This window comes from Ideonella sp. (assembly GCF_041287625.1).
GTDB lineage: Bacteria > Pseudomonadota > Gammaproteobacteria > Burkholderiales > Burkholderiaceae_C > Ideonella.
This window is the reverse complement of the sequence record NZ_JBGGNH010000035.1, coordinates 1-20,619: the sequence shown is the minus strand read 5'-3', so window position 1 is coordinate 20,619 and position 20,619 is coordinate 1. Positions and strand designations below refer to the sequence as shown.

The following is a 20,619-nucleotide window of genomic DNA, read 5'->3' as shown; positions in this document are numbered from 1 at the left end:
GTGACACATGAACACACGATTGCCGCCGGTGCCCTTGATGAGCCGTCCGCGAACGAGCCCAAACTTTCTTCGTTGCGCGACCGCGAATGGGTTCCGCATGTTTGGCCACGCCTCTATGAGCTTGCTGACTCGGATGGGCCAACGCAGAAGTTGGTTGCAGGCATTCCGAGCAGTGACCCCGCGGTGTTCGAGCAGTTACTGCTCTCGATGAGTCCCCCTTACCAACTGCTTTACGTGCTGCACACGCCGCGCGGCGAAGGGCTGCCTGGCCGCTATCAAAGTTCGCCGCTGTCTGCACAGACCATGAGCGATCTGCTTCGGCGTTTCTCCGGGCTGCTGTCGACCGATGCCCGATTCGACCTCTGGGTTCGTTCGCCAACCGATGGTGCCATGTTGGTTTGGGACCGCCATGATCGGCTTCACGCCTACGGACCGCGGCAGCGCTGGGTCACTGCGTTCCAGCGGCTCAACTTCGCAGAGGGCGCGTTGCCCGAACTCCGCGAGCATGTCCACCACTATCGGAGCAACTGTGACGATGAGGCGCGTGGGTTGTTGGGCGCGTTGGCCTGGTTGCATGCGCCGTTGCGGCCGGAGGACGAGCAGTGACTTGTGGATGGAATCATGAGGCGGCGGCTGTATGAACCGCAACATCGAAATCAAGGCCCGCATCGCCAGCGTCGAGGCGCTGCTGCCGCTCGCCGCGTCAGTTGCCGACGAAGGGCCGACGCTGATCCAGCAGGACGACAGCTTCTTCGCGTGCGCGCAAGGCCGGCTGAAGCTTCGCCAGTTCGCGGACGGCCGTGGCGAGCTGATCTTCTACCAGCGGGCCGACGGCGCAGGCCCGAAGACCAGCTTCTACCAACGCTCGCCAACCCACACGCCGGACAGCCTGCGCGAGGTGCTGACGCTGGCGCATGGCGTGGTGGGCAGGGTGCAGAAGCAGCGCACCTTGTTCATCGCCGGCCGCACCCGCATCCACCTGGACCGCGTGCTGGGCCTGGGCGATTTTCTCGAACTCGAAGTGGTGTTGGCGCCCGAAGAATCCGAGGCTGACGGCGTGGCCGAGGCGCATGCGTTGATGGGAAAGCTGGGCGTCGAGCCAGGCCAATTGGTGCAGGGCGCCTACCTGGACTTGCTGGCGGGCCGTTGATCGCGGGCTGAGCTCAGATCCCCTCGAAGCTCACCACCTCTTCCAGCGGCGCACGCTGCGCTACCAGCGAGTTCACCGGGTGTGCCGGGTTGGCGTAGCCGATGGCCATGCCGGTGAAGAGCATGCGCTCCTCCGGGATGCCGAGGAACTCGCGCAGCGTCTGCGGGTAGACGGCCCAGGCTTCCTGCGGGCAGCTGTCCAGGCCCTCGGCGCGCAGCAGCAGCATGAGGGTCTGCAGCAGCATGCCGGCGTCTGACCATTGCGGTGGGCCGTGCCGCTTGTCCATGGTGCAGAACAGGGCCAGCGGGGCGCCGAAGAATTCGTAGTTGCGGGCGAACCAGCGGCGGCGAGCCGGTTTGTCTTCGCGCGGCACGCCCATGGTGGCGTACATGTCCTCGCCGACCTGGAAGCGCCGGTCGCGGTAGGGCGAGAGCAGTTCGCGCGGGTAGACGTCGTACTCGGCTTCTTCGGCGGTGCCCGCGGCCAGGCGTTCGCGCATCAAGGCCTTCAGTGCGTCCAGCCGCTCGCCACCCACCACGTGCAAATACCAGGGCTGCAGGTTGCCGCCGGAGGGTGCGCGCAGGGCCTGCGCCAGCACCCGGCGGATGGTCTCGCCGGGCACGGGAGTCGGTAGGAAATCGCGCACCGAGCGGCGCGAGGCAATGGCTTCTTGGACTTGCATCGGGACATCCTGGATGAGGGGCTGAACAGAAGCCGCGATGTTGGCAGATGCAGCGTCGTCCTGCTGCTCTGCACCAGGCGCCTCTGGGTCACATGAACAACAGCGCCGTGATCGGCCTGCACATCGAGGCGCGGCTTCGTCGTTTGTGCCGATGGCCTGCCACGCCGGCCTGGGCCAAGATGGCCCTCCCTCACCGCTCGACAGGACAGGCTGCATGGCAGGCCCTCTGGCAGGACTCAAGGTCGTGGAATTCGCGGGCCTCGGCCCGGCGCCGTTCTGCGCCATGCTGCTGGCTGACATGGGCGCCGACGTGCTGCGCATCACCCGGCCGGACGTGCCCGTGGCGCGGACCGACATCACGACCCGCAGCCGCGCGCAGCTGGCGCTGGACCTGCGCAAGACCGAAGGCACCGAAGCCGCACTGGCGCTGATCGACCGGGCCGATGTACTCATCGAAGGCTTCCGTCCCGGCGTGATGGAGCGCCTGGGCCTGGGCCCGGAGGTGTGCCTGGGGCGCAATGCTCGCCTGGTCTATGGCCGCATGACCGGCTGGGGCCAACACGGCCCGCTCTCGCATGCGGCCGGGCACGACATCAACTACATCGCCATCAGCGGCGCGCTGCATGCCATCGGCCGCACAGGGCAGGCGCCGGTGCCGCCGTTGAACTACGTGGGCGACTTCGGTGGGGGCGCGATGCTGCTGGCGGTTGGCCTGCTGGCGGCGCTGAACGAGGCGCAGCGCAGCGGCCGCGGGCAGGTGGTGGACGCGGCGATGACCGACGGCGCGGCACTGCTCTCGGCCTTCATGTACAGCTACACGGCCCGCGGCGAGTGGAGCAACCAGCGCGGTGAGAACATGCTGGATGGCGGCGCGCCGTTCTACGACAGCTACGCCTGCGCGGACGGCAAGTTCGTCGCCATCGGCGCCATTGAGCCGCAGTTCTACGCCGAGCTGCGCCAGCGCTGCGGCATGGCGGATGCCATGTTCGACGCGCAGCTCGACCCGGCGCAATGGCCCGCTCAGAAAGCCCGGATGGCCGCGCTGTTCGCCACCCGCACGCGCGACGAATGGTGCGCCCTGCTCGAAGGAACCGATGCCTGCTTCGCCCCGGTGCTGGACTGGGACGAGGCGCCGCAGCACCGGCACAACCAGGCACGGCAGACCTTTGTCGACCTCGACGGGCTGACGCAGCCTGCGCCAGCCCCGCGCTTCTCGCGCACGCCGTCCCGCCCGCCCGAGGCCCCCGGCGAAACCACCTTGGCCGAGGCGCTTGTGCGCTGGCAATCCCACAACCCAACACCGGAAACCCCATGACGACTTCCACCGACACCAGCACCCGTGTGCGCCTCAGCATCGACGAGCGCGGCATTGCCGAAGTTGCGTTGAACCGGCCCGAAAAGATGAACGCGCTGGACACGGCGATGTTCGAGGCCATCAACCGCACGATTGCCCAGCTGGCCGAAGACAAGCGCGTGCGCGTGGTCGTGCTGCACGGCGAAGGCCGCGCCTTTTGCGCCGGGCTGGACCTGGCGAGCTTCGTCGCAATGGGCGAGAGCGAACGCGCCCAGCGCTCGCATGACGCTGGCAACATGAACGACCTGGCCGCCCGCACCCATGGCCTGGCCAACGCCTTCCAGCAGGTGGCCTGGGGCTGGCACACGCTGCCGGTGCCGGTCATTGCCGCGGTGCATGGCGTGGCCTATGGCGGCGGACTGCAGGTGGCGCTGGGGGCCGACATCCGGCTGGTGACGCCGGACGCCAAGCTCAGCGTGATGGAGATCAAGTGGGGCCTGGTGCCGGACATGGCCGGCATGGCGCTGGCGGCCGGCCTGGTGCGCGGCGACCAGCTGCGCGAGCTGGTCTACACCGGCCGCGTGGTGAGTGGCGAAGAGGCCGTGGCGCTGGGCCTGGCCACGCGCGCCTGTGCCGACCCGCTGGCCGAGGCGCGCACCATCGCCGCCGGCATAACCACGCGCAGCCCGCAGGCCATTCGCGGCGCCAAACGGCTGTGCAACCTGCTGCCGCAGACGACGCCTGCCGAGGTGCTGCTGGCCGAAGCGCGTGAGCAGCAGAAAGTGATGGGCGGTGCGCAGCAGCGGGAGGTGGTGCGCGCCGGCATGGAGGGTCGCGCGCCGGTGTTCAAGGACGAGTGAACGCCATCAGGCCCCTCATGCTGTCAGCGCGGCCAGCGCGCCGATGATGGCCTGGACCTCCTGCCGCTGCAGCACCAGCGGCGGCAGCAGGCGAATCACGTTGTCGCGTGTCACGTTGATCAGCAGCCGGTGTTCCTGCAGCGCCCGCAGCGCGATGTCGCGGCATGGCGTGTCCAGCTCCACGCCCAGCATCAGCCCCAGGCCACGCACCTCGCGCACCCGTGGCCGGTCGGCCAGCGCCTCGCGCAGGCCGGTCAGCAGTGCCTCACCTTGCGCGGCGGCATTGGCCACGAGGCCTTGCTGCTCGATCACGTCCAGCACCGTGCAGGCCGCGCGGCAGGCCAGCGGGTTGCCGCCGAAGGTGCTGGCATGGCTGCCGGGCGTGAACAGCTCGGCCGCTTCGCCCGTCGCCAGGCACGCGCCAATCGGCACGCCGCCAGCCAGGCCCTTGGCCAGCGTCAGCACGTCTGGCAACACGCCTTCGTGCTGGAACGCAAACCAGCGGCCGGTGCGGCCCAGGCCGGTTTGCACCTCGTCCAGCATCATCAGCCAGCCGTGTTGGGTGCAGAGGCTGCGCAGTGCGCTCAGGTAACCGGGCGGCGCCACCTGCACGCCGCCTTCGCCCTGCACCGGCTCCACCAGCACCGCGACGATGCGCTCGCCATGCGCGGCCTGTGCATGGGCCAGCGCCTGCGCGTCGCCAAACGGCACCCGCAGGAAACCTTCCACGTAGGGCGCGTAACCTTCGCGCACCACCGGGCTGGCGCTGGCCGACAGCGTAGCCAGCGTGCGCCCGTGGAAAGCCTGGGTCATCACGACGACCAGCGGCTGCGCAATGCCACGCTTGCGCGCATGCAGCCGCGCCAGCTTCAGCGCCGCCTCGTTGGCCTCTGCACCCGAGTTGCCGAAAAACGCCCGCTGCATGCCGGACACCGCCGCCAGCCGCTCGGCCAGTTGCTGGGCCCAGGCGCCGTGGTACAGGTTGGAGAGGTGCAGCACGCGGCCGGCCTGGTCGGCAATGGCGGCCACCAGCGCAGGGTGCGCATGGCCCAGCAGGCTCACGCCCACACCGGCCACGGCGTCGAGATAGTCGCGGCCCTGCGCGTCCCACAGGCGAGTGCCGCGGCCGGCAACGAACTCGACGTCGGCTGGTGCGTAGGTCTGCAGCAGCGCGGCGGGTGGGCTGCGCCAGCCGACTGGCTTGGCTTCGGTGATCGGCAGGGTCGGCGTGTCCAGCAGCTGCATGGCGGTCTCCTTGAGGTGGGAGCCGCAGTGTCATTAATGCGCCGATCCGGATCAATGCATAGGATCTTCAATCACCTTGCAGTCTGGGTTGACAATCGCCCGCATGGACCTTCATCAAGCCATGCAGGTGTTCATCGCGGTGGTGGACGCCGGCAGCCTCACCGCCGCCGGGCAGCGCCTGGAAATGTCCACCACGATGGTGGGCAACCATTTGCGCGCGCTGGAGCAGCGCCTGGGCGCGCCGCTGCTTCACCGCACCACGCGCCGGCAAAACCTGACCGAGTTCGGCGCGCTGTACCACGCGCGTTGTACCGACATCCTGGGCCAGATCGAGGCGGCGTGCCGGCTGGCCGAAGACGCGCTTGCGACGCCCGGTGGCACGCTGCGCGTCACCGCGCCGCCCACCTTCGGCGCAGAGTGTTTGATGCCGCTGCTGCCCGATTACCTGGCGCGCCATCCCGCCGTCAAGGTGGACGTGGTGCTGACCGACCGCCTGGTGGACCTGGTCGATGAAGGCTTCGACGCCGCGTTCCGCCTGGGCACGCTGGAGAGCCCGCGGCTGGTGGCGCGGCCGTTGCGGGACCACCGCCTGCTGCTGTGCGCCGCGCCGTCCTACGTCGCACGCCGCGGCCGGCCGGTGCGGCCACAGGAACTGTCCGGCCACGACTGCCTGGCCTTCACCTACCCGGCCGGAACCGAATGGCGCTGGACCGAACGGCAGTGGCGTTTCACCGGGGAAGAAGGCGAGGGCGAGACCGTCGTTGCGGTCGACGGGCCGGTGGCCGTCAACCACGCGCAGGCGCTGCGCCGCGCAGCGCTGGCCGGCCTGGGCATTGCGATGCTGCCGGAAGTGATGGTCGCCACCGACATTGCCGAACACCGCCTGCTGCAGTTGCTGACCCCTTACACACTGCCCAGCCGGCCCATGCACCTGCTCTACGCACCGGAGCGCCAGCGCTCACCCAAGCTGAAGGGTTTCATCGAATTCGCGCTGCAGGCTTTTGGCGGCGACGCGCTCACAGCTGGAACAGCGTGAAGCCCAGGCCCACGCTGGTCTGGCGGTGGTTGTAGTCCAGCAGCGTCTCGCCGTAACCAGTGAACAGCTGCACGTACCAGCGCAGGCCGTCTGGCTTGTCGGAGAACACCGGGTGGCTCCAGTTCAGTTGCAGCGAGCCCTTGGACCAGGACTTAAACGAGGTGCGCGCCACCAGCTGCATGGTGTTCTGGCCCGGGAACCAGCTGGCGCTCAGCTCGGTGTTGCCGATGAAGTCGGTGATGTGCGGGTTGTCGTCGGTGCCGGACTCGGGCAGCCGGTGGTTGAAGCGGGCCTGCAGCGCGTAGTCGTCGTGCGTGAAGGCGGTGCCCAGGTAGGCGCGGTTCCAGCTGCGCGAGAGCGGATCCGGCTGGCCGTTGGATTCGTGCGCGATGCCGCCCTGCAGCATGCGCCAGCGCCACCCTGATGGCAGCTCGCCCAGGCGGTCCGGAATCGGCACCGTGTACACGGCCTCGGGCTGGTAGTCGGAGCTGCGGAAGGGCGAAGAATCCACGCTGTTCCAGAGCTGCCAGATGGACTTCTGGCTGAAGGCGAACCACAGGTCGGCATTCGGCAGCAGCACGTCTTCCAGCACCTTGGCGCGCAGCGACAGTTGCAGCGCCGCCTCGGTGCTGCGATAGGGTTGCTGCGTGCCGTCGCTCGGGTGCGTCGGACTGGCGGGCGTGCGGTTGATGTTGTTGGTGTAGTGCGCCGGCAGCAGCGCATTGGGCTGGTAGGTGCGCACGACGAAGGTGCCGCGCTTGGCGCTGGGTTCCAGCTCCCAGAACTTGGTGAGGAAGTCGGCCGCGGCCAGGCCCTGGCCGCTGGGCGCAGTGGCCACTTGCTGCAGTGCGCTGGGCTCGTTGCGCACGGCCATGGGCACGGGCTCCGGCTTGGCTGCTGGTGAACCCTGAGCGGTATCGCTTGCGGCATTGCCGCGGGCCAGCCTGTCGTAGCAGGCCAGGCGCCTGGCGTCGTCGGCCAGCGCTGCGCAGTCCGCCAGGGTTTGTGCCTGCGCGGCCCAGGGCAGGCAGGCCAGCACCAGGCCGGTGAGCATGTGCGCCCGCTTTGGGTGGCGGGCGATGGCATGGAAGGGAGGTAGCGAAGCGGCGGGCTTGGGCATGCGGTGAACCTTGCTGAGAAATGCGCAACCGGGGAATTCTCCTCGGCCTCTGCCAACCGCGGTGTCAGCCGATGCCAACAGTGCAGCTGCCTCGCGGCGACCGTGCAGCAACGCCAGGCCATTCACTCACAGCCTGAAGTCGTTTTGCCGCCAGCACTTGAGCAAGGCTGCCGCTGTCCGCGACTGTCCGTCGGCGGCCAGTCGTGACAACAGCAGCTCGGGTGTGGGTGCCGAGCGTAGCGTGGAGCGCAGAGACGCAAATGCCGAAGCCAGTTCATGGGGAGACTGTTCCAACAGCGAGGTCAGAAATACGTCCTGGCGCATGACTTTGATGCCGATGGCAGAGAGCCTGCGAATGCCAAAGTCGCGCAGGTTGTGGGTGACGAGGTTGACCACAGGCGGGTCGATCCCGGCCAGCCCGATCCGCACGGCTTGCGCGCAGGCGGCGACATGGATGTCTTTCGCCGAGCGCATGGCAGCGGCAACTGCGCTGAACTGAGCTTGGACCCGCGCCGTCGCGATCTCGGCTTGGGGCAGCGCCGTGCGCATCAGTGCTTCGTGTTGCTTGGCGGAAGCAAGATCCGGCTTGCGCCGGGTGTCAACCAGGGCGCGGCTCAGTTCATCGAGGATCAGTGGGCTCCAATTCAGGCGTATGGCACCGCAGGAGTCCAGGTGGATCAGCAGGCCCCGTGTGGTGGCGCCAAACAGCGTGTCCGCGTCAGCGACAACGGGAATCAACGCCGTTCAACCCGCAAAGATCTCGTCGTCCAGGTCTGCGCCCAGCTGGGCGATGGCCCGCCGACGCTGCGCTTGCTCGCGCTGGTGCCAGGCCAGCACGTCCGACTTCAGCACCCGGCGCTGATTGCCAACGCGCTGGTGCAGTGGAATGTCGCCCGCCTCGATGCGCGCCACGATGTAAGGTCTGGACATGCCAACCAGGGCGGCGGCCTCTTGGGTGCTCAGCACCGGATCCGCTGGCGCTGTTGGCTTCCCAACAGCGCGTTTGGCGCTGCTGCGGATTTCGGGATGCTGGAACAGCTTCGCCAAGTCGCCCCTGATCAAGCGGCTGGCCTGTGTCGAGAGCTTCACATGGCGACGAACGACTTCGATCAGAGGATCGATCTCAATGTTCACGGTCAATGCCGTGGCGCCCGATTTGGATGCTGACTTCATGCCGTGAAGTCTATCCGCCAACTCGAAATACGCGAAATTTGCGAAACCGAGTCGTCGGTCAGCTTGCTGCGCTGCTCGCTCCCAAGCGGGCCACCACCGCCTGCGCCATGGACAGTACCAACGCGCGCAGTTCAACCGGCGCCAGCGCTTCCACTTCGGCGCCCCAGCCCAGCAGCTGCCGGGCGCCGTGTTCGATGGATTCGATGGGCATCAGCACTTCCTGCCAACCGTCGGTGGACGCAAGGGCGCCGGGTACCTGGACTGCGGGGATGCGGCCGTTGCGCAGCCAGCCCAGCGCGCGGGGCGAGACGCGCACGTGCGCCTGCAGCGTGCGCAGTTCGGCTTCGAAGCGGGCAGCGGAGGCGCGCCAGGCTTCGGCGAGGCTGAATTTGCGGGGGCGTTGGAATGTCTTGCTTGTGGCCTGCAGGTCCAGCAGGCTGGCGAGGCGGTAGGTGCGTTCGCCTGGCTGGCCGGTGCTGCGCGCGATCGTGTACCAGGCGCCAGCCTTCAGCACCAGGCCCAGTGGTTCGAGTTCGCGCTCGATCGGTCCGCGCCAGCTGTCGTAGTGCACCTTCAGCCGCCTGGCGTGCCAGACCGCATCGGCCACCTCGCGCAGGTACTTCGGCGTGTCCTGCGCGCGGTACCAGTCCACCGGGTCGATGTGCAGCCGCTCGCCGACCCGGTCGGCCTGCTCGCGCCAGCCGGTGGGCAGGCTGGCCAGCAGCTTCAGGCGGGCCGACGCTGCGGCGGCGCCCAGGCCCAGCTCGGTGGCCGGGCCGGGCAGGCCGGCCAGCAGCAACGCATTGGCCTCGGGCTCGGTCATGCCTGTGAGCTGGGTGCTCCAGCCTTCACGCAGCTGGAAGCCGCCGCTGCGGCCCCGCTCGCCCCACAGCGGCACGCCGGCAGCCGAGAGCTGGTCGATGTCGCGCAGCACAGTGCGCTCGGACACCTCCAGGGCCTCGGCCAGCGCCGCAGCGGTCAGCCGCCCGCGGGACTGCAGCAGCATCAGGATGGACAGCAGGCGGCTGGCTTTCATCGGCTTTGTGGCGCAGCGCTAAAACATGACAGAAGGTGTCATCTTATGGCGCCGATCATGCGACGTTCTTTCAGCCGCCCACCCATGAGGACCGCCCATGCCCCACGTTTCCACCGCCCAAGACTTCGACTTCTTCCACGGCCAATGGCAGGTGCAGCACCGCCGCCTGCGCGAGCGGCTTGCCGGCTGCGTCGACTGGGAAACCTTCTCCGGGGCCTGCGAGGTGCGGCCGTTGCTCGGCGGCGCCGGCAATGTCGACGACAACCTGCTGCATCTGCCCGCCGGCAGCTATCGCGCGGCAACGCTGCGCTCGTTCAATGCCGAAACCGCGCAATGGGCCATCTGGTGGCTTGACCAGCGCCAGCCCCACCGGCTCGACCCGCCGATGCTGGGCAGCTTCGACGCAGAAGGCGTGGGGCTGTTCTACGCGGACGACCAGTTCAACGGCCAGCCCATCCGCGTGCGCTTCCGCTGGACCGGCACCCAAGGCGATGCACCGGGCTGGGAGCAGGCTTTTTCGACCGATGGCGGCCAGAGCTGGGAAGTCAACTGGGTCATGCGCTTCGAACGCACCGAGCGCGCGGCCGGCTGAGCGCAGCGGCTCAAGCCCCCAGGTCGAAACTGGGCGGCTGGGTCAGCTCACTGTCCACGTCCATCAGCACGCTGGCCAGCGACAGGGCCTGCCACAGTGGGGCGGGCATCTGCATGATGGCCTCCGGCGTCTTGGCGTGGTGAATCCAGGCGCTGATCTGGTGGTGCTGGTCTGCCGTGAGCAGGCCACGGCTGAGCATTTCGTCAGGGGTGTTCAACGTCAAATCCTCGATGCGGACAGCTGCCGGCCTGGCCGGCTCGCCGAGAGTAAGGGAATGGCGTGCAGCGCTCCGCTGCATCATGCCTCAGCTTGCAGCGACCAGCCGCAGCCGGGTGATTTCGGACGGTGCGCCCAGGCGCAAAGGCGGGCCCCAGTAGCCGGTGCCGCGGCTGGTGTAGACCCACAGGTTGCGCAGCTTGTGCAGGCCGGCGGTGAAGGGCTGCTGCAGCGGCACGAACAGGTTCCAGGGCCAGAACTGGCCGCCGTGGGTGTGGCCGGAGAGTTGCAGGTCGAAGCCAGCGTCTGCCGCCGCAGGTGCGCTGCGGGGCTGGTGGGCCAGCAGCACCTTGGCGCCTGCGCCGGCCGGGGCGCCGGCGATGGCGCGCTGCGGGTCGCTGCGGTTCTCGGGCTCGAAGTGGCCGGCGCTGTAGTCGGCCACGCCGGCCATCACCAGCTGCGCCGTGCCGTGTTGCAGCACCACGTGCTCGTTGGTCAGCACGCGCAGGCCCAGCTTGCGCAGCAGCGCCACCCATTCCGGCGCGCCGCTGTAGTACTCGTGGTTGCCGGTGACGAAAAACGTGCCGTGGCGCGAGCGCAGGCCGGCCAGTGGTGCCGCGTCCTCGTGCAGGTCCTGCACCCGGCCGTCCACCAGGTCGCCGGTGATGGCCACGGCGTCGGCCTGCAGCTTGTTGACCCGGTCCACGATGGCCTGCACATACGGCTTCTTGACGGTGGGGCCGATGTGCACGTCGGTGATCTGGGCGATGGTGAAGCCTTCCAGCGCGGCCGGCAGGCCGGCCACCGGCACCTTCACCTCGCGCACCTGCGCCGTGCGGCGGGCGTTCAGGAAGCCCAGCAGCACGCCGAGCACGGCCAGCAGCGGCACGGCCTCGGCAGTGACTGCCGCAAGCGGGGGCAGCGAGGCAAACGGCATGGCCGCCAGCAGCACGAATTCGCGCAGCAGCGTCAGCACGAACAGCATCGAGAACAGGCCCAAAGCGGTCATGCCGGCCCAGGTCCAGCGGTCTGCGCTGCTGCGCTCACGCGCCTTGCGGCCGAAGAAGGCGGCGGGGATCAGCAGCGCGGAAGCCACCAGCACGGCCACCAGCAGCCCCCCGGCCCAGGGCCCCGGCAACTGCGGCGCAATGCGCCAGCCAATGTAGAGATGGAGCAGGGCGGTCAGCAGCAGGATGGGCATATCGCGCCCATGTGGGGCCGGCAGCGTGCGCTTCAAGGCGGCGGGAACGTGGTTTGCCGAAGGACCGCCATGGTCAATGCACTTTTTGCGTTCCCGGACGCTGCCGCCGGCCGCCTGGCCGCCCAGCAATTGGTCGAGCGCGGCCTGCCCGCCAGCGCGGTACGGCTGCACCTCGGGCAGGACCCGATCGACCCGCCATTGCCGCGGCAGGTCGACGAGCAGGTCACCGGCGGGCTGATCAGCAATGTGCTGGACCTGTTCCAGGGCATCTTCGACTGGGGCGCCTCGCCGCACGATGCGGCACCTTACGAGGAAACCGTCAGGCGCGGCGGCGCCGTCATCAGCGTGGACGCCAGCACCGCCGAGCAGCAGGCCGATGCCGACCGCCTGCTGACCGAAGCGGGTTGCCTGCAACGCACCGATTGGCGCGTCGCACCCGGCAATTGAAGCCACGGCATGCGGCTTGCCGCTTGGCGCAGGCCCGGACAGCGGCACCTCGGCGCCGCGCCACCTGCCGCTTGGCCGCGGCCGTCTTGCAGGGAGAAGCCATGTTTTCGAATTCACCGAACCCGGTTGTCGTGTTGACCGGTGCGTCCAGCGGCATTGGCCGTGCCAGCGCCCTGGCGCTGGCGCGTCAGGGCGCGCGGCTGGTGCTGGCGGCTCGCGGCCGGGACGGGCTGGAAAGCATTGCCGCCGAATGCCGCGCCTTTGGCGCCGAGACGCTGATCGTGCCGACCGACGTGACCGATGCCACGATGGTGCAGGCACTGGCCGACGCGGCAATCGGTCGTTTTGGCGGCATCGACGTGTGGATCAACAACGTCGGCGTAGGGGCGGTCGGGCGTTTCGAGGAAACGCCGGCCCAGGCGCACCGCCGCATCATCGAGACCAACCTGATCGGCCAGATGAACGGCGCGCACGCAGTGGTGCCGCATTTCCGCCAGCGCCAGCAGGGCACCCTGATCAACATGATCTCGCTGGGCGGCTGGACGCCGACGCCGTTTGCAACTGCCTACACCGCCAGCAAGTTCGGCCTGCGAGGCTTCTCCGAAGCGCTGCGCGCAGAGCTGAGCGAACTGCCGGACGTGCACGTCTGCGCCGTCTACCCGACCTTCGTCGACACGCCCGGCTTCATGCACGGTGCCAACTACACCGGCAAGCACCTGAAGCCACCGTCACCACTGGTCGACCCGCGCGAGGTGGCGCTGCTGATCGCTGACCTGGTGAGGCACCCGCGGCCGACGGTGAGCATTGGCAGCGTGGCCTGGCCGGCGCGGCTGGCCCATGCGCTGGCGCCGGACCTGGTGGCCCGCACCACCTACGGCCTGATGGACCGCTCGCTGGCCAGCGCCGACCCGGCGCCCATGGGCGCCGGCAACCTGTTCGCGCCCTCGCAGAACCACGCGATCGACGGCGGCTACCGGGACGCGCGGCATGCCGCCGCGCGCAAGCTCGGCGCCTATGCGCTGGGTGCGCTGGCGGTGCTGGCGCTGGCGGCGCTGCGCCCGCGGGCCAGGAGGACGCCGCGCTTGGCCTGAAGGCGCGCACCGCCGCATGGCGTGCTCAGGTTTGCAGCAAGCCTTGCAGCTTCAGCGCGTCGGGCAACGCACCACCGGCAGCCGTGTTGTCGAAGATGCACCAGCGGTCGGCACCGGCGGGCCAAGCGCGCAGGGCGTCGGCTTGCCGCCGCAGCCAGTCGTCCTCGTAACGGGACCAGTAGACGCGCGGTGAGCCGTGCCAGCGGTGGTAGAGCAGCACGCCGCTGCCGTCACCCTGCGGGCCCAGCCAGCCGCCGGGCAGCGCGGCCTCGGGCACGGTGGCCGGATCGGCTGCGACGCGTGCCACGCGCAGCGCGGCCAGCGTGCGCTCAGCCGCCGGCGTGAACCAGCTCCTGTGGCGCGGTTCGCAGGCCACCGTGCCGTCATGCAGCTCGGCCAGTAGCTGGAAGAAGCTGCGCACCGGCCGGGCCTCGAACGCAAACGAAGGTGGCAGCTGCACCAGCAGCACGGCGAGCTTGTCGCCCAGCCCGGCCACTTCGGCGAGGAATTGCTGCAGCGGCTTGCGCGCCCGGCGCAGCCGTGCGTCATGCGTGATGGCCTGCGGCAGCTTGACGGCGAAGCGGAAGTCCGCCGGTGTCAGGCTGGCCCAACGGGCGTAGACCGCGGTGGCATGGTGCCGGTAGGCCGAGGTATCGATCTCGGCGCAGTTCATCACCCGCGCGTAGCGCTGAAGGTGCTGGCCGTCGCCCGTGAAGGCCTCGGCAACTTCCTTCGGAATGGACCAACCTGCCGTGCCGATGTGCATGAACCTCGAACCCGCGAGCCTGGATGCCGTGGCAAGGCAAGCCAGGTGCCCGCGGCCGCAGCGTCAGACCTGCTCGGGCAGCGGGTTGCGCATGCTCACGCTGAGCAGGTTCCAGGCGTTGATGATGGCGATGGCAAAGGCCAGGTCGGCAATCTCGGCGTCCGAGAACTGGGCCTTCAGCAGCGCGAACTCCTCGTCGCTGGCGTCCTTGTGCGGGATGTCGGTCACCAGCTCGGCCCAGCGCAGCGCGGCACGTTCGCGTTCGCTGAAAAACGGGGCTTCGCGCCAGCCGGCCACGGCGTTCAGGTGGCGCGGGTCGGCGTCCTGCTTGACCAGGTCGCGCCAGTGCATGTCCATGCAGTAGGCGCAGCCGTTGATCTGCGAGACGCGCAGGAACACCAGCTCGACCAGGCGGGCGCCCAGCGGGCTTTTGTGCAGGCCCATCGAGGCCTGGTACAGGCCTTTGAAGGCTTGCGGAGAGAGTTCGGAATAGGCGACGCGGGGAGCGTGGGTGGTCATGGCAACGGTCTTTCGTTGAACGCGAGCCAGCGGGAGTGCGGCCCTTCATCCATCAAGACGCTGCCACCTGCCGGCCTGTGACAGCCGGGCCGCGAAATCAGTGCAATTGCTGCCGAATGCCTTGCAGCTTGTCCGGGTTGCGCACCACGTAGATCGCGACGATGCGCTCGCCGTCGGTCACAAAAGCCTGGGCCGATTCGAGTTTGCCGGCGAAGTAGCGCAGCAGGCCCGGCTCGCCGTTGACCTCGGCAAGGCGGTAGTCCACGCCGCCTTCCACCTTGCCCGGCAGCACGCCATACAGGTTGGCAATGCGGTGCCCGCCCAGCAGCACCTTGGAAGACGCGGGCATCTTGCCGCCGCCGTCACCCACGAACTCGGCGTCTGCGGCCAGCAGTGCTTCCATCGCTTGCGTCTGGCCGCTCTGCGCCGCGTGCATGAACTTCGCCAGCAGCTCGCGGTGCGTGTGGCGCGGCACTTCAAAGCGCCGCTGGCCCTGGCGCACACGCTCCGTGGCCCGGTGCACCAGCTGCCGGCAGGCGGCTTCGCTCTTGCCCAGCATGGTGGCAATCTCGTCGTAGTCCCGGTCGAAGGCCTGGCGCAGCAGGAAGGCGGCGCGCTCGTCCACCGTCAGCCGCTCCAGCGCCCACATGAAGGCAACCGACAGGTCACTCGCAAGTTCCGCCATGGTTTCCGGCGTGCGCTCTTCCACTTCCACCAGCGGTTCGGGCAGCCAGCAGCCGATGTAGTCGGCCCGCTCGGCCTTGGCTGCGCGCAGCCGGTCGATGGACAGCCGAGTAACGACCGTCACCAGCCAGGCCTCGGCCGACTGCAGCGCCGCCTGGTCCGCCTGCTGCCAGCGCAGCCAAGCGTCCTGCAGCACGTCCTCGGCATCAGCCCGCGTGCCCAGCATGCGGTAGGCAATGGCGTGCAGGCGCGGGCGGGTGGCGGCGAAGGTGTCCGGTGGGGTGGTCATGGGCTGCATGAAGCTCAGACGTGGCAGCCCGGTAGTTTGTGACAGCGCGAGGCTGTTTTTCGCAAAGTGGCAGTGGACCTTGGATCGCCGCATCCCGCGGGGCCGGGGTCAAACTGCTTGCGGGCGCCTGCGAGCTGGCTCGGCAGGCGCCGGAGAGATGGCCGCTGCGGGCCAGGATCTCAGGGGTTCGCGGCGCGGTAGGCGGCGCGATTGGCTTGGTGCATCGCCAGCCGCTCCTTGGCACCAGCCAGCCCGCGCTTGGTGTCGCGCAGCGCGGCTTTCACGCGATCGCGCAGCACATGGAGGCGGGTGCGGTGCTTGTGAGCGGCAATGTTGTTGGCCATGAAAAAGGCTTTCTGTAGCGTTGTGAGGACCGTGCTTGTACGCGCAGAGGCAGGAGCGGTCTGTGCGCTGCCGCACATTGCGGCATGCGCGGGCCGGGCGCGCTACCCTTGGGCGTTGCTGTTCACCCACCGGAGCGCGTCTTGGCCACCTCACTGTTTCACCTGGCGATCCACGTTCGCAGCCTGGATGAGGCGCGGCAGTTCTACGGCGGCCTGCTCGGCTGCGAAGAAGGCCGTAGCACAGAAACCTGGGTCGACTTCGACTTCTTCGGCCACCAGCTCTCGCTGCACCTGGGCGAACCGTTCCCTGTCGCCAACACCGGCCAGGTCGGCGAACACAGGGTGCCCATGCCTCACTTCGGCGTGGTGCTGGCGCTGCCGGCCTGGCAAGCCCTGGCGGACCGGCTCAGCGCCGCAGGCGTGGACTTTGTGCTCAAGCCCAGCATCCGCTTCCGTGGCGAGCCGGGCGAGCAGGCCACGATGTTCTTCCTGGACCCTTCGGGCAACCCGATCGAGGTCAAGGGCTTCGCGGACCTGGATGCGGTGTACGCCGCATGACGGCAGGTCTCATCCCGTTTGTCGCCCGTGCTGGCGACAGTGAAACCGACGCCTGGGTGCAAGCCTTGCAGCTGGCGATGCCTGGCGAGCGCGTGGTCCGTTTCGACGCACTGAGCGCCGAAGAACGAGCCGGCTGCACGGTTGCCATCGTCGCCAACCCGAACCCGGCCGACCTGTGCCAACTGCCCGCGCTGCAATGGGTGCACAGCGTCTGGGCCGGCGTGGAGCGGCTGGTCGCCGAACTGGGCGACACCCACCTGAAGATCGTCCGCCTGGTCGACCCCAACCTGGCCGACACCATGGCCGAAGCCGTGCTCGCCTGGACGCTCTACCTGCACCGCGACATGCCGCGCTACGCCCGCCAGCAGGCCGACGCTGTCTGGCAGTCACTGCCCTACGTGCCGGCCCGCCAGCGCACCGTGGGCCTGCTCGGCCTGGGCGCACTCGGCGAAGCAGCCGCCCGCCGCCTGCTCACGGCCAATTTCCAGGTCCGCGGCTGGAGCCGCAACCGCAAAGCCATGGGAGGCGTGACCTGCTTTGCCGGCGACGACGAACTGCAGCCGATGCTCGCCGCCTGCGACATCCTCGTCTGCCTGCTGCCGCTCACGCCGCAGACGACCGGCCTGCTGAACGCCCAGCGCCTGGCATGGTTGCCCCGCGGCGCGCAACTCATCAACTTCGCACGCGGGCGGATCGTGGATGACGGGGCGTTGCGTGCGGCGCTGGACAGCGGGCAGGTGGCCCATGCGGTGCTGGATGTGTTCGCGACCGAGCCGCTGCCGCCGGGCGAATGGCAATGGAAGCATCCGGCGGTCACGGTGCTGCCGCATTGCTCGGGGCCGACTGACTTGGCGACGGCGGCGGCAATCGTGGCAGCCAATATCACGCGGTGGCGCCAGAATGGTCAGATGGATTTTGTGGATTCACTGCGAGGCTACTGATGCACAAAAAGATTTCGAGGGGGAAGGCTCTGCCGGCATGCCGGAACACGCTGCAGCAATTCGTCAGCGGGCTTTGTCTGGCTGCCTGCATCCAGATCGCTTACGCCGAGGAAGCATCCGAGCGGCATGTGATTTCTCAGGCAACCATGGAATGCCTGAATAGCTCAGGCTATCCCGCCGAAGCTGCGAAAGCAGAAGCTACTGGCGTCACCGTCATGCGCGTTCACGTAAACGAAGAGGGCGTAGTGACAGACACCGAGATCGTGAAGTCCTCGGGGGTCACCAGGGCGCACAAGTTTCTCGACAGAGCCACCGTGGACAAAGTTAAGTGCCCAGGGGTTTTCAAGAAGACGGGAGAGCCGTATGTCCATGAACTGGAGTACGTCTGGAAACTGAAGTGAGCAGGGCGCGCCGACCTTGACGCAGCCATGCCCTACGCCATCAAAACCGAAATCCCCGACCCGCAAGCCAAGACCTTCGACTTCCCCCGTCAGAAAACCATGTACGGCGGCAAGGCGATTGCGGTGGGCGATGTGATCTACCTGTTCGCCAGCGAGAACGAAGGTGGCTTGGGGCTGGTCGCTCGGGGTGTGGTGACGGCTGCAGAGGTGATGCCGCGCACCCCTGGCATCGAGCGGCTGACACCTCGGATGAGCATCACCGTGGAACGCACCGGGCTGGCCAAGCGTCGCCTGGGCCGAGCGGAACTGAAACCGTTTGCGGACTGGAACGATGGCCGACCGGAGACGGAGTTGAACTTCAAGTTCTACCGGCAGGCGACGAACAAGATCGTGGGACTGTCGCCGGAGGCTGCTGCGTTCCTGGCCGGATTTTTCTGAGGCTCAGGCCTCGCGCTGCGCCGCCTGCACAAAGTCCACGAACGCCCGCAGCGGCGCCGGCAGGTGGCGGCGGCCGGGGTAGTAGAGGAAGGGGCCGGTGAAGCTTTGGGCCCAGTCTTCCAGGATGGGGACGAGGGCGCCGCTGGCGAAATGGGGGCGCAACCAGTCCTCGAACAGGTAGATGACGCCGCTGCCGGCGATGGCGGCGTCGACCGCGAGGTCCACGCCAGCGCCGCCCACGCGCACGATCAGCGGGCCGCTGGTGTCCACGGTGATGACTTCGCCTTCGCGCTCGAAGGTCCAGCCAGGCATGGCGCCGCTGGCGAAGCGGCCACGCAGGCAGGCGTGTTGCAGCAGGTCGCGCGGGTGCGTGGGGCGGCCGTGGGCAGCGAGGTAGGCGGGCGCGGCGGCGGTGGCCATGCGCTGGCTGCGCGGGCCGATGGGCGTGGCGATCATGTCCTGCTCCAGCCGCTCGTCGTAGCGGATGCCGGCATCGCAGCCGGCGGCCAGCACGTCGACGAAGCTTTCGTCGACTGTCACTTCCAGCCGGATGTCCGGGTAGGCGGCCAGGAACGGCGGCACCAGTGCCGGCAGCACCAGGCGCGCCGCGCTGGCGGGCACGTTGAGCCTGAGCGTGCCGGCGGGGCGGTCGCGGAAGCCGTTGACCACGTCCAGCGCGGCTTCGACCTCGACCAGCGCCGGCGCCAGCCGGTCCAGCAGCCGCGCGCCGGCCTCGGTGGGCACGACGCTGCGGGTGGTGCGATGCAGCAGCCGCACGCCCAGGCTGGCCTCCAGCCGGCGCACCGCTTCGCTCAGGCCCGAGGCGCTGATGCCGGCGGTGCGCGCCGCCTCGCGAAAGCCGCCCGCACGGGCCACGGCCACGAAAAGCGCGAGGTCAGCCAGCGATTCGGCCATTGAAGTTCCTTGTGCATTGTTCGGTTTGGCGCACGGCCCGTGCGCATTGAGGGTACTTATCGTACGTGGCCTCGCTGCCTACAGTGGGCTCACTTCGAAAGGAATCCTCATGAACGCAATCGACAAAGCCGGTACTTTCCAACTCGGCACCCGGCAGGTGAAGCGCGTAGGCTATGGCGCGATGCAGCTGGCCGGCCCCGGCGTCTTCGGGCCGCCCAAGGACCGCGCGGCGGCTGTGGCGGTGCTGCGCGCTGCCGTGGAGAGCGGTGTTGACCACATCGACACCAGCGACTTCTACGGCCCGCACGTCACCAACCAGATCATCCGCGAGGCGCTGCACCCTTACCGCGACGGGCTGGTGATCGTCACCAAGGTCGGCGCGGTGCGCGGGCCCAAGGCCGAATGGTTGCCAGCGTTCTCGGCCGAGGCGCTGCAGCAGGCGGTGCACGACAACCTGCGCAACCTGGGCCTGGACGTGTTGGAGGTGGTGAACCTGCGCGCCATGTTCGATGTGCACGGCCCGGCCGAAGGCTCGCTGGAAGCACCGCTCACCGCGTTGGCCGAGTTGCGGCAGCAGGGCTTGATCCGCCACATCGGCCTGAGCAACGTGACGGCGAAGCAAGTGGCGGACAGCCGCAAGATCTGCCCCATCGCCTGCGTGCAGAACCAGTACAACCTGGCCAACCGTGCGGACGACGCGCTGCTGGACCAACTGGCCGCAGAAGGCGCAGCCTACGTGCCGTTTTTCCCGCTTGGCGGTTTCACGCCGCTGCAATCCGGCGTGCTGTCGGACGTGGCTGCGTCATTGAGCGCCACGCCGATGCAGGTGGCACTGGCCTGGCTGCTGCAACGCTCGCCGAACCTGCTGCTGATCCCCGGCACCTCGTCGCTCGGCCACCTGCACGAGAACCTGGCCGCCGTCGACCTCCAGCTGCCGCCGGACGCCATCACGGTGCTCGACGGGATCGCGGGCCCCGCATCGACCTGAACCACCCCGCCCCGACGGCAGGCACAGCCCGCGTGCCATCCGGGGATACCCTCACCCGGACCCACGTTGCCGCCCTCGACTCCCCCGCCGGTGCATGGCACGCTACAAGGCTTTCGATCCTATCAGGGAAAGCCCGCCATGGCGCCCGGACCCGCACGCATCCTCCCGCGGCGCGCACGCCCGAACCCGAGCGCCCTTGCCGGGTGCCGCCCATTGGGCGATCGATGTTCGGTCTCGTCCGAGCGCTCTGGATAGCCGGGCAAGCAGAGGCAACTGGTCGTAGGGTCAACGCGCCGATCCCGGCGGCCCTGCGGGCAGCACGACCAGACGTCAGTTGACGGCCGCGCGGGCGAGCGGTTGCGCCTCGACGCCTCGGGCGAGATCCTAGGCCGAAGGCGAGGCGCTGGTGGTCACGGGTGTCGTGTCGGCATGCGACGGCAGGACCGTCGCACGGACCTGCCCGGAGCCGGCAACGTCGTCCGATATGGCTTGCAGCCGTTGCTGCAGTCGCGGCGCGACAAACTCGAGGAAGGCGCGCAACTTCAACGGCTGCTGCTGGTGTGCGGCGTGGACGAGGTGGACCGGCATGGGCGGCGGGGCCCGGTCGACCAATATCGGCAGCAGCGCCCCCGC

The 20,619-nt window shown here is 68.6% G+C and carries 27 protein-coding genes and 1 pseudogene; 14 read left to right on the top strand and 14 right to left on the bottom strand.

The genetic code is table 11. From position 1 onward, the window contains the following. A complete protein-coding gene (locus ACAH41_RS14035; protein ID WP_325649068.1) occupies nt 1–606 on the top strand; it encodes a hypothetical protein in 606 nt (201 codons plus the stop codon). A 31-nt stretch (nt 607–637) separates the two neighbouring features. Then, nucleotides 638–1,150, top strand: coding sequence for a class IV adenylate cyclase (locus ACAH41_RS14030; RefSeq protein WP_325649070.1), 513 nt, complete (start codon nt 638–640; stop codon nt 1,148–1,150). Nucleotides 1,151–1,163: 13 nt separating this feature from the next. On the opposite strand, the gene ACAH41_RS14025 is transcribed toward ACAH41_RS14030, so the two are convergent. After that, on the bottom strand, nt 1,164–1,832 hold the full coding sequence (locus tag ACAH41_RS14025) for a nitroreductase (RefSeq protein ID WP_325649072.1): 669 nt from the start codon (nt 1,830–1,832) through the stop codon (nt 1,164–1,166). 214 nt (nt 1,833–2,046) lie between these two features. Here ACAH41_RS14025 and ACAH41_RS14020 point away from each other — a divergent pair, with 214 nt between their 5' ends. Together ACAH41_RS14020 and ACAH41_RS14015 are read left to right on the top strand one after the other, a co-directional pair. Further along, the gene (locus ACAH41_RS14020) at nt 2,047–3,147 is read left to right on the top strand and encodes a CaiB/BaiF CoA-transferase family protein (RefSeq protein ID WP_325649073.1); all 1,101 of its coding nucleotides are present in this window, start codon (nt 2,047–2,049) and stop codon (nt 3,145–3,147) included. Continuing rightward, nucleotides 3,144–3,986 (top strand): crotonase/enoyl-CoA hydratase family protein, encoded by an 843-nt coding sequence (locus tag ACAH41_RS14015; protein WP_325649074.1) that lies wholly within the window; start codon nt 3,144–3,146, stop codon nt 3,984–3,986. The genes ACAH41_RS14020 and ACAH41_RS14015 overlap by 4 nt, the downstream gene beginning before the upstream one ends. A 15-nt stretch (nt 3,987–4,001) precedes the next feature. Here ACAH41_RS14015 and ACAH41_RS14010 read toward each other — a convergent pair whose 3' ends face one another. Next, entirely contained in the window at nt 4,002–5,231 is a 1,230-nt protein-coding gene (locus ACAH41_RS14010) for an aspartate aminotransferase family protein (RefSeq protein ID WP_325649076.1), read from the bottom strand. 103 nt (nt 5,232–5,334) lie between these two features. Here ACAH41_RS14010 and ACAH41_RS14005 point away from each other — a divergent pair, with 103 nt between their 5' ends. Further along, entirely contained in the window at nt 5,335–6,267 is a 933-nt protein-coding gene (locus ACAH41_RS14005) for a LysR family transcriptional regulator (RefSeq protein ID WP_325649078.1), read from the top strand. Here ACAH41_RS14005 and ACAH41_RS14000 read toward each other — a convergent pair. The 3 genes from ACAH41_RS14000 to ACAH41_RS13990 form a co-directional block, all read right to left on the bottom strand. After that, entirely contained in the window at nt 6,248–7,387 is a 1,140-nt protein-coding gene (locus tag ACAH41_RS14000; protein WP_325649080.1) for a phospholipase A, read from the bottom strand. The two genes, ACAH41_RS14005 and ACAH41_RS14000, sit on opposite strands and share 20 nt — an antisense overlap. A gap of 126 nt (nt 7,388–7,513) precedes the next feature. Continuing rightward, nucleotides 7,514–8,125, bottom strand: a complete 612-nt coding sequence (locus ACAH41_RS13995) for a PIN domain-containing protein (protein WP_325649082.1) — start codon at nt 8,123–8,125, stop codon at nt 7,514–7,516. 6 nt (nt 8,126–8,131) lie between these two features. Then, nucleotides 8,132–8,317, bottom strand: a complete 186-nt coding sequence (locus ACAH41_RS13990; RefSeq protein ID WP_370538337.1) for a hypothetical protein — start codon at nt 8,315–8,317, stop codon at nt 8,132–8,134. Between ACAH41_RS13990 and ACAH41_RS13985 the strand changes: the two genes are divergently transcribed. Beyond that, entirely contained in the window at nt 8,316–8,567 is a 252-nt protein-coding gene (locus tag ACAH41_RS13985; protein WP_370538336.1) for a hypothetical protein, read from the top strand. The genes ACAH41_RS13990 and ACAH41_RS13985 overlap by 2 nt on opposite strands. 51 nt (nt 8,568–8,618) lie before the next feature. On the opposite strand, the gene ACAH41_RS13980 is transcribed toward ACAH41_RS13985, so the two are convergent. Further along, nucleotides 8,619–9,596 (bottom strand): WYL domain-containing protein, encoded by a 978-nt coding sequence (locus tag ACAH41_RS13980; protein WP_325649086.1) that lies wholly within the window; start codon nt 9,594–9,596, stop codon nt 8,619–8,621. A gap of 97 nt (nt 9,597–9,693) precedes the next feature. Between ACAH41_RS13980 and ACAH41_RS13975 the strand changes: the two genes are divergently transcribed. Then, nucleotides 9,694–10,188, top strand: a complete 495-nt coding sequence (locus ACAH41_RS13975) for a DUF1579 domain-containing protein (protein ID WP_325649088.1) — start codon at nt 9,694–9,696, stop codon at nt 10,186–10,188. 10 nt (nt 10,189–10,198) lie between these two features. On the opposite strand, the gene ACAH41_RS13970 is transcribed toward ACAH41_RS13975, so the two are convergent. Both ACAH41_RS13970 and ACAH41_RS13965 read right to left on the bottom strand, forming a co-directional pair. Continuing rightward, complete coding sequence (locus ACAH41_RS13970) at nt 10,199–10,405, bottom strand: hypothetical protein (RefSeq protein ID WP_325649090.1); 207 nt, start codon at nt 10,403–10,405, stop codon at nt 10,199–10,201. Between the two features lie 87 nt (nt 10,406–10,492). Further along, on the bottom strand, nt 10,493–11,605 hold the full coding sequence (locus tag ACAH41_RS13965) for a metallophosphoesterase (RefSeq protein ID WP_325649091.1): 1,113 nt from the start codon (nt 11,603–11,605) through the stop codon (nt 10,493–10,495). Between the two features lie 69 nt (nt 11,606–11,674). Here ACAH41_RS13965 and ACAH41_RS13960 point away from each other — a divergent pair, with 69 nt between their 5' ends. Both ACAH41_RS13960 and ACAH41_RS13955 read left to right on the top strand, forming a co-directional pair. After that, entirely contained in the window at nt 11,675–12,052 is a 378-nt protein-coding gene (locus ACAH41_RS13960) for a hypothetical protein (protein ID WP_325649092.1), read from the top strand. 101 nt (nt 12,053–12,153) lie between these two features. After that, complete coding sequence (locus ACAH41_RS13955; protein WP_325649093.1) at nt 12,154–13,143, top strand: SDR family oxidoreductase; 990 nt, start codon at nt 12,154–12,156, stop codon at nt 13,141–13,143. Between the two features lie 25 nt (nt 13,144–13,168). On the opposite strand, the gene ACAH41_RS13950 is transcribed toward ACAH41_RS13955, so the two are convergent. From ACAH41_RS13950 to ACAH41_RS13935, 4 genes are all read right to left on the bottom strand, one after another. Next, nucleotides 13,169–13,909 carry a DUF72 domain-containing protein gene (locus ACAH41_RS13950; RefSeq protein ID WP_325649094.1) on the bottom strand — a complete coding sequence of 247 codons (741 nt, stop codon included), beginning with the start codon at nt 13,907–13,909 and terminating at the stop codon, nt 13,169–13,171. 63 nt (nt 13,910–13,972) lie between these two features. Continuing rightward, a complete protein-coding gene (locus ACAH41_RS13945; protein ID WP_325649096.1) occupies nt 13,973–14,428 on the bottom strand; it encodes a carboxymuconolactone decarboxylase family protein in 456 nt (151 codons plus the stop codon). Nucleotides 14,429–14,525: 97 nt separating this feature from the next. Beyond that, complete coding sequence (locus ACAH41_RS13940) at nt 14,526–15,410, bottom strand: RNA polymerase sigma-70 factor (RefSeq protein ID WP_370538335.1); 885 nt, start codon at nt 15,408–15,410, stop codon at nt 14,526–14,528. A 170-nt stretch (nt 15,411–15,580) separates the two neighbouring features. After that, entirely contained in the window at nt 15,581–15,745 is a 165-nt protein-coding gene (locus ACAH41_RS13935; protein WP_170200963.1) for a hypothetical protein, read from the bottom strand. Between the two features lie 141 nt (nt 15,746–15,886). Between ACAH41_RS13935 and ACAH41_RS13930 the strand changes: the two genes are divergently transcribed. From ACAH41_RS13930 to ACAH41_RS13915, 4 genes are read left to right on the top strand one after another with little or no spacing between them, the layout of a single operon-like run. Beyond that, nucleotides 15,887–16,303 carry a VOC family protein gene (locus ACAH41_RS13930; protein WP_325649102.1) on the top strand — a complete coding sequence of 139 codons (417 nt, stop codon included), beginning with the start codon at nt 15,887–15,889 and terminating at the stop codon, nt 16,301–16,303. Next, the gene (locus ACAH41_RS13925; protein ID WP_325649103.1) at nt 16,300–17,244 is read left to right on the top strand and encodes a glyoxylate/hydroxypyruvate reductase A; all 945 of its coding nucleotides are present in this window, start codon (nt 16,300–16,302) and stop codon (nt 17,242–17,244) included. The genes ACAH41_RS13930 and ACAH41_RS13925 overlap by 4 nt, the downstream gene beginning before the upstream one ends. Then, on the top strand, nt 17,244–17,645 hold the full coding sequence (locus tag ACAH41_RS13920) for a TonB family protein (protein ID WP_325649105.1): 402 nt from the start codon (nt 17,244–17,246) through the stop codon (nt 17,643–17,645). The genes ACAH41_RS13925 and ACAH41_RS13920 overlap by 1 nt, the downstream gene beginning before the upstream one ends. Nucleotides 17,646–17,672: 27 nt before the next feature. Further along, nucleotides 17,673–18,083 carry a hypothetical protein gene (locus tag ACAH41_RS13915; RefSeq protein WP_325649107.1) on the top strand — a complete coding sequence of 137 codons (411 nt, stop codon included), beginning with the start codon at nt 17,673–17,675 and terminating at the stop codon, nt 18,081–18,083. Between the two features lie 3 nt (nt 18,084–18,086). On the opposite strand, the gene ACAH41_RS13910 is transcribed toward ACAH41_RS13915, so the two are convergent. Further along, nucleotides 18,087–18,998 carry a LysR family transcriptional regulator gene (locus ACAH41_RS13910; RefSeq protein WP_325649109.1) on the bottom strand — a complete coding sequence of 304 codons (912 nt, stop codon included), beginning with the start codon at nt 18,996–18,998 and terminating at the stop codon, nt 18,087–18,089. A gap of 109 nt (nt 18,999–19,107) precedes the next feature. Here ACAH41_RS13910 and ACAH41_RS13905 point away from each other — a divergent pair, with 109 nt between their 5' ends. Beyond that, nucleotides 19,108–19,986, top strand: a complete 879-nt coding sequence (locus ACAH41_RS13905) for an aldo/keto reductase family oxidoreductase (RefSeq protein ID WP_370538334.1) — start codon at nt 19,108–19,110, stop codon at nt 19,984–19,986. Nucleotides 19,987–20,370: 384 nt separating this feature from the next. Here the strand turns inward: ACAH41_RS13905 and ACAH41_RS13900 are convergent. Beyond that, a pseudogene (locus tag ACAH41_RS13900) lies at nt 20,371–20,619 on the bottom strand (hypothetical protein); the annotation flags it as partial.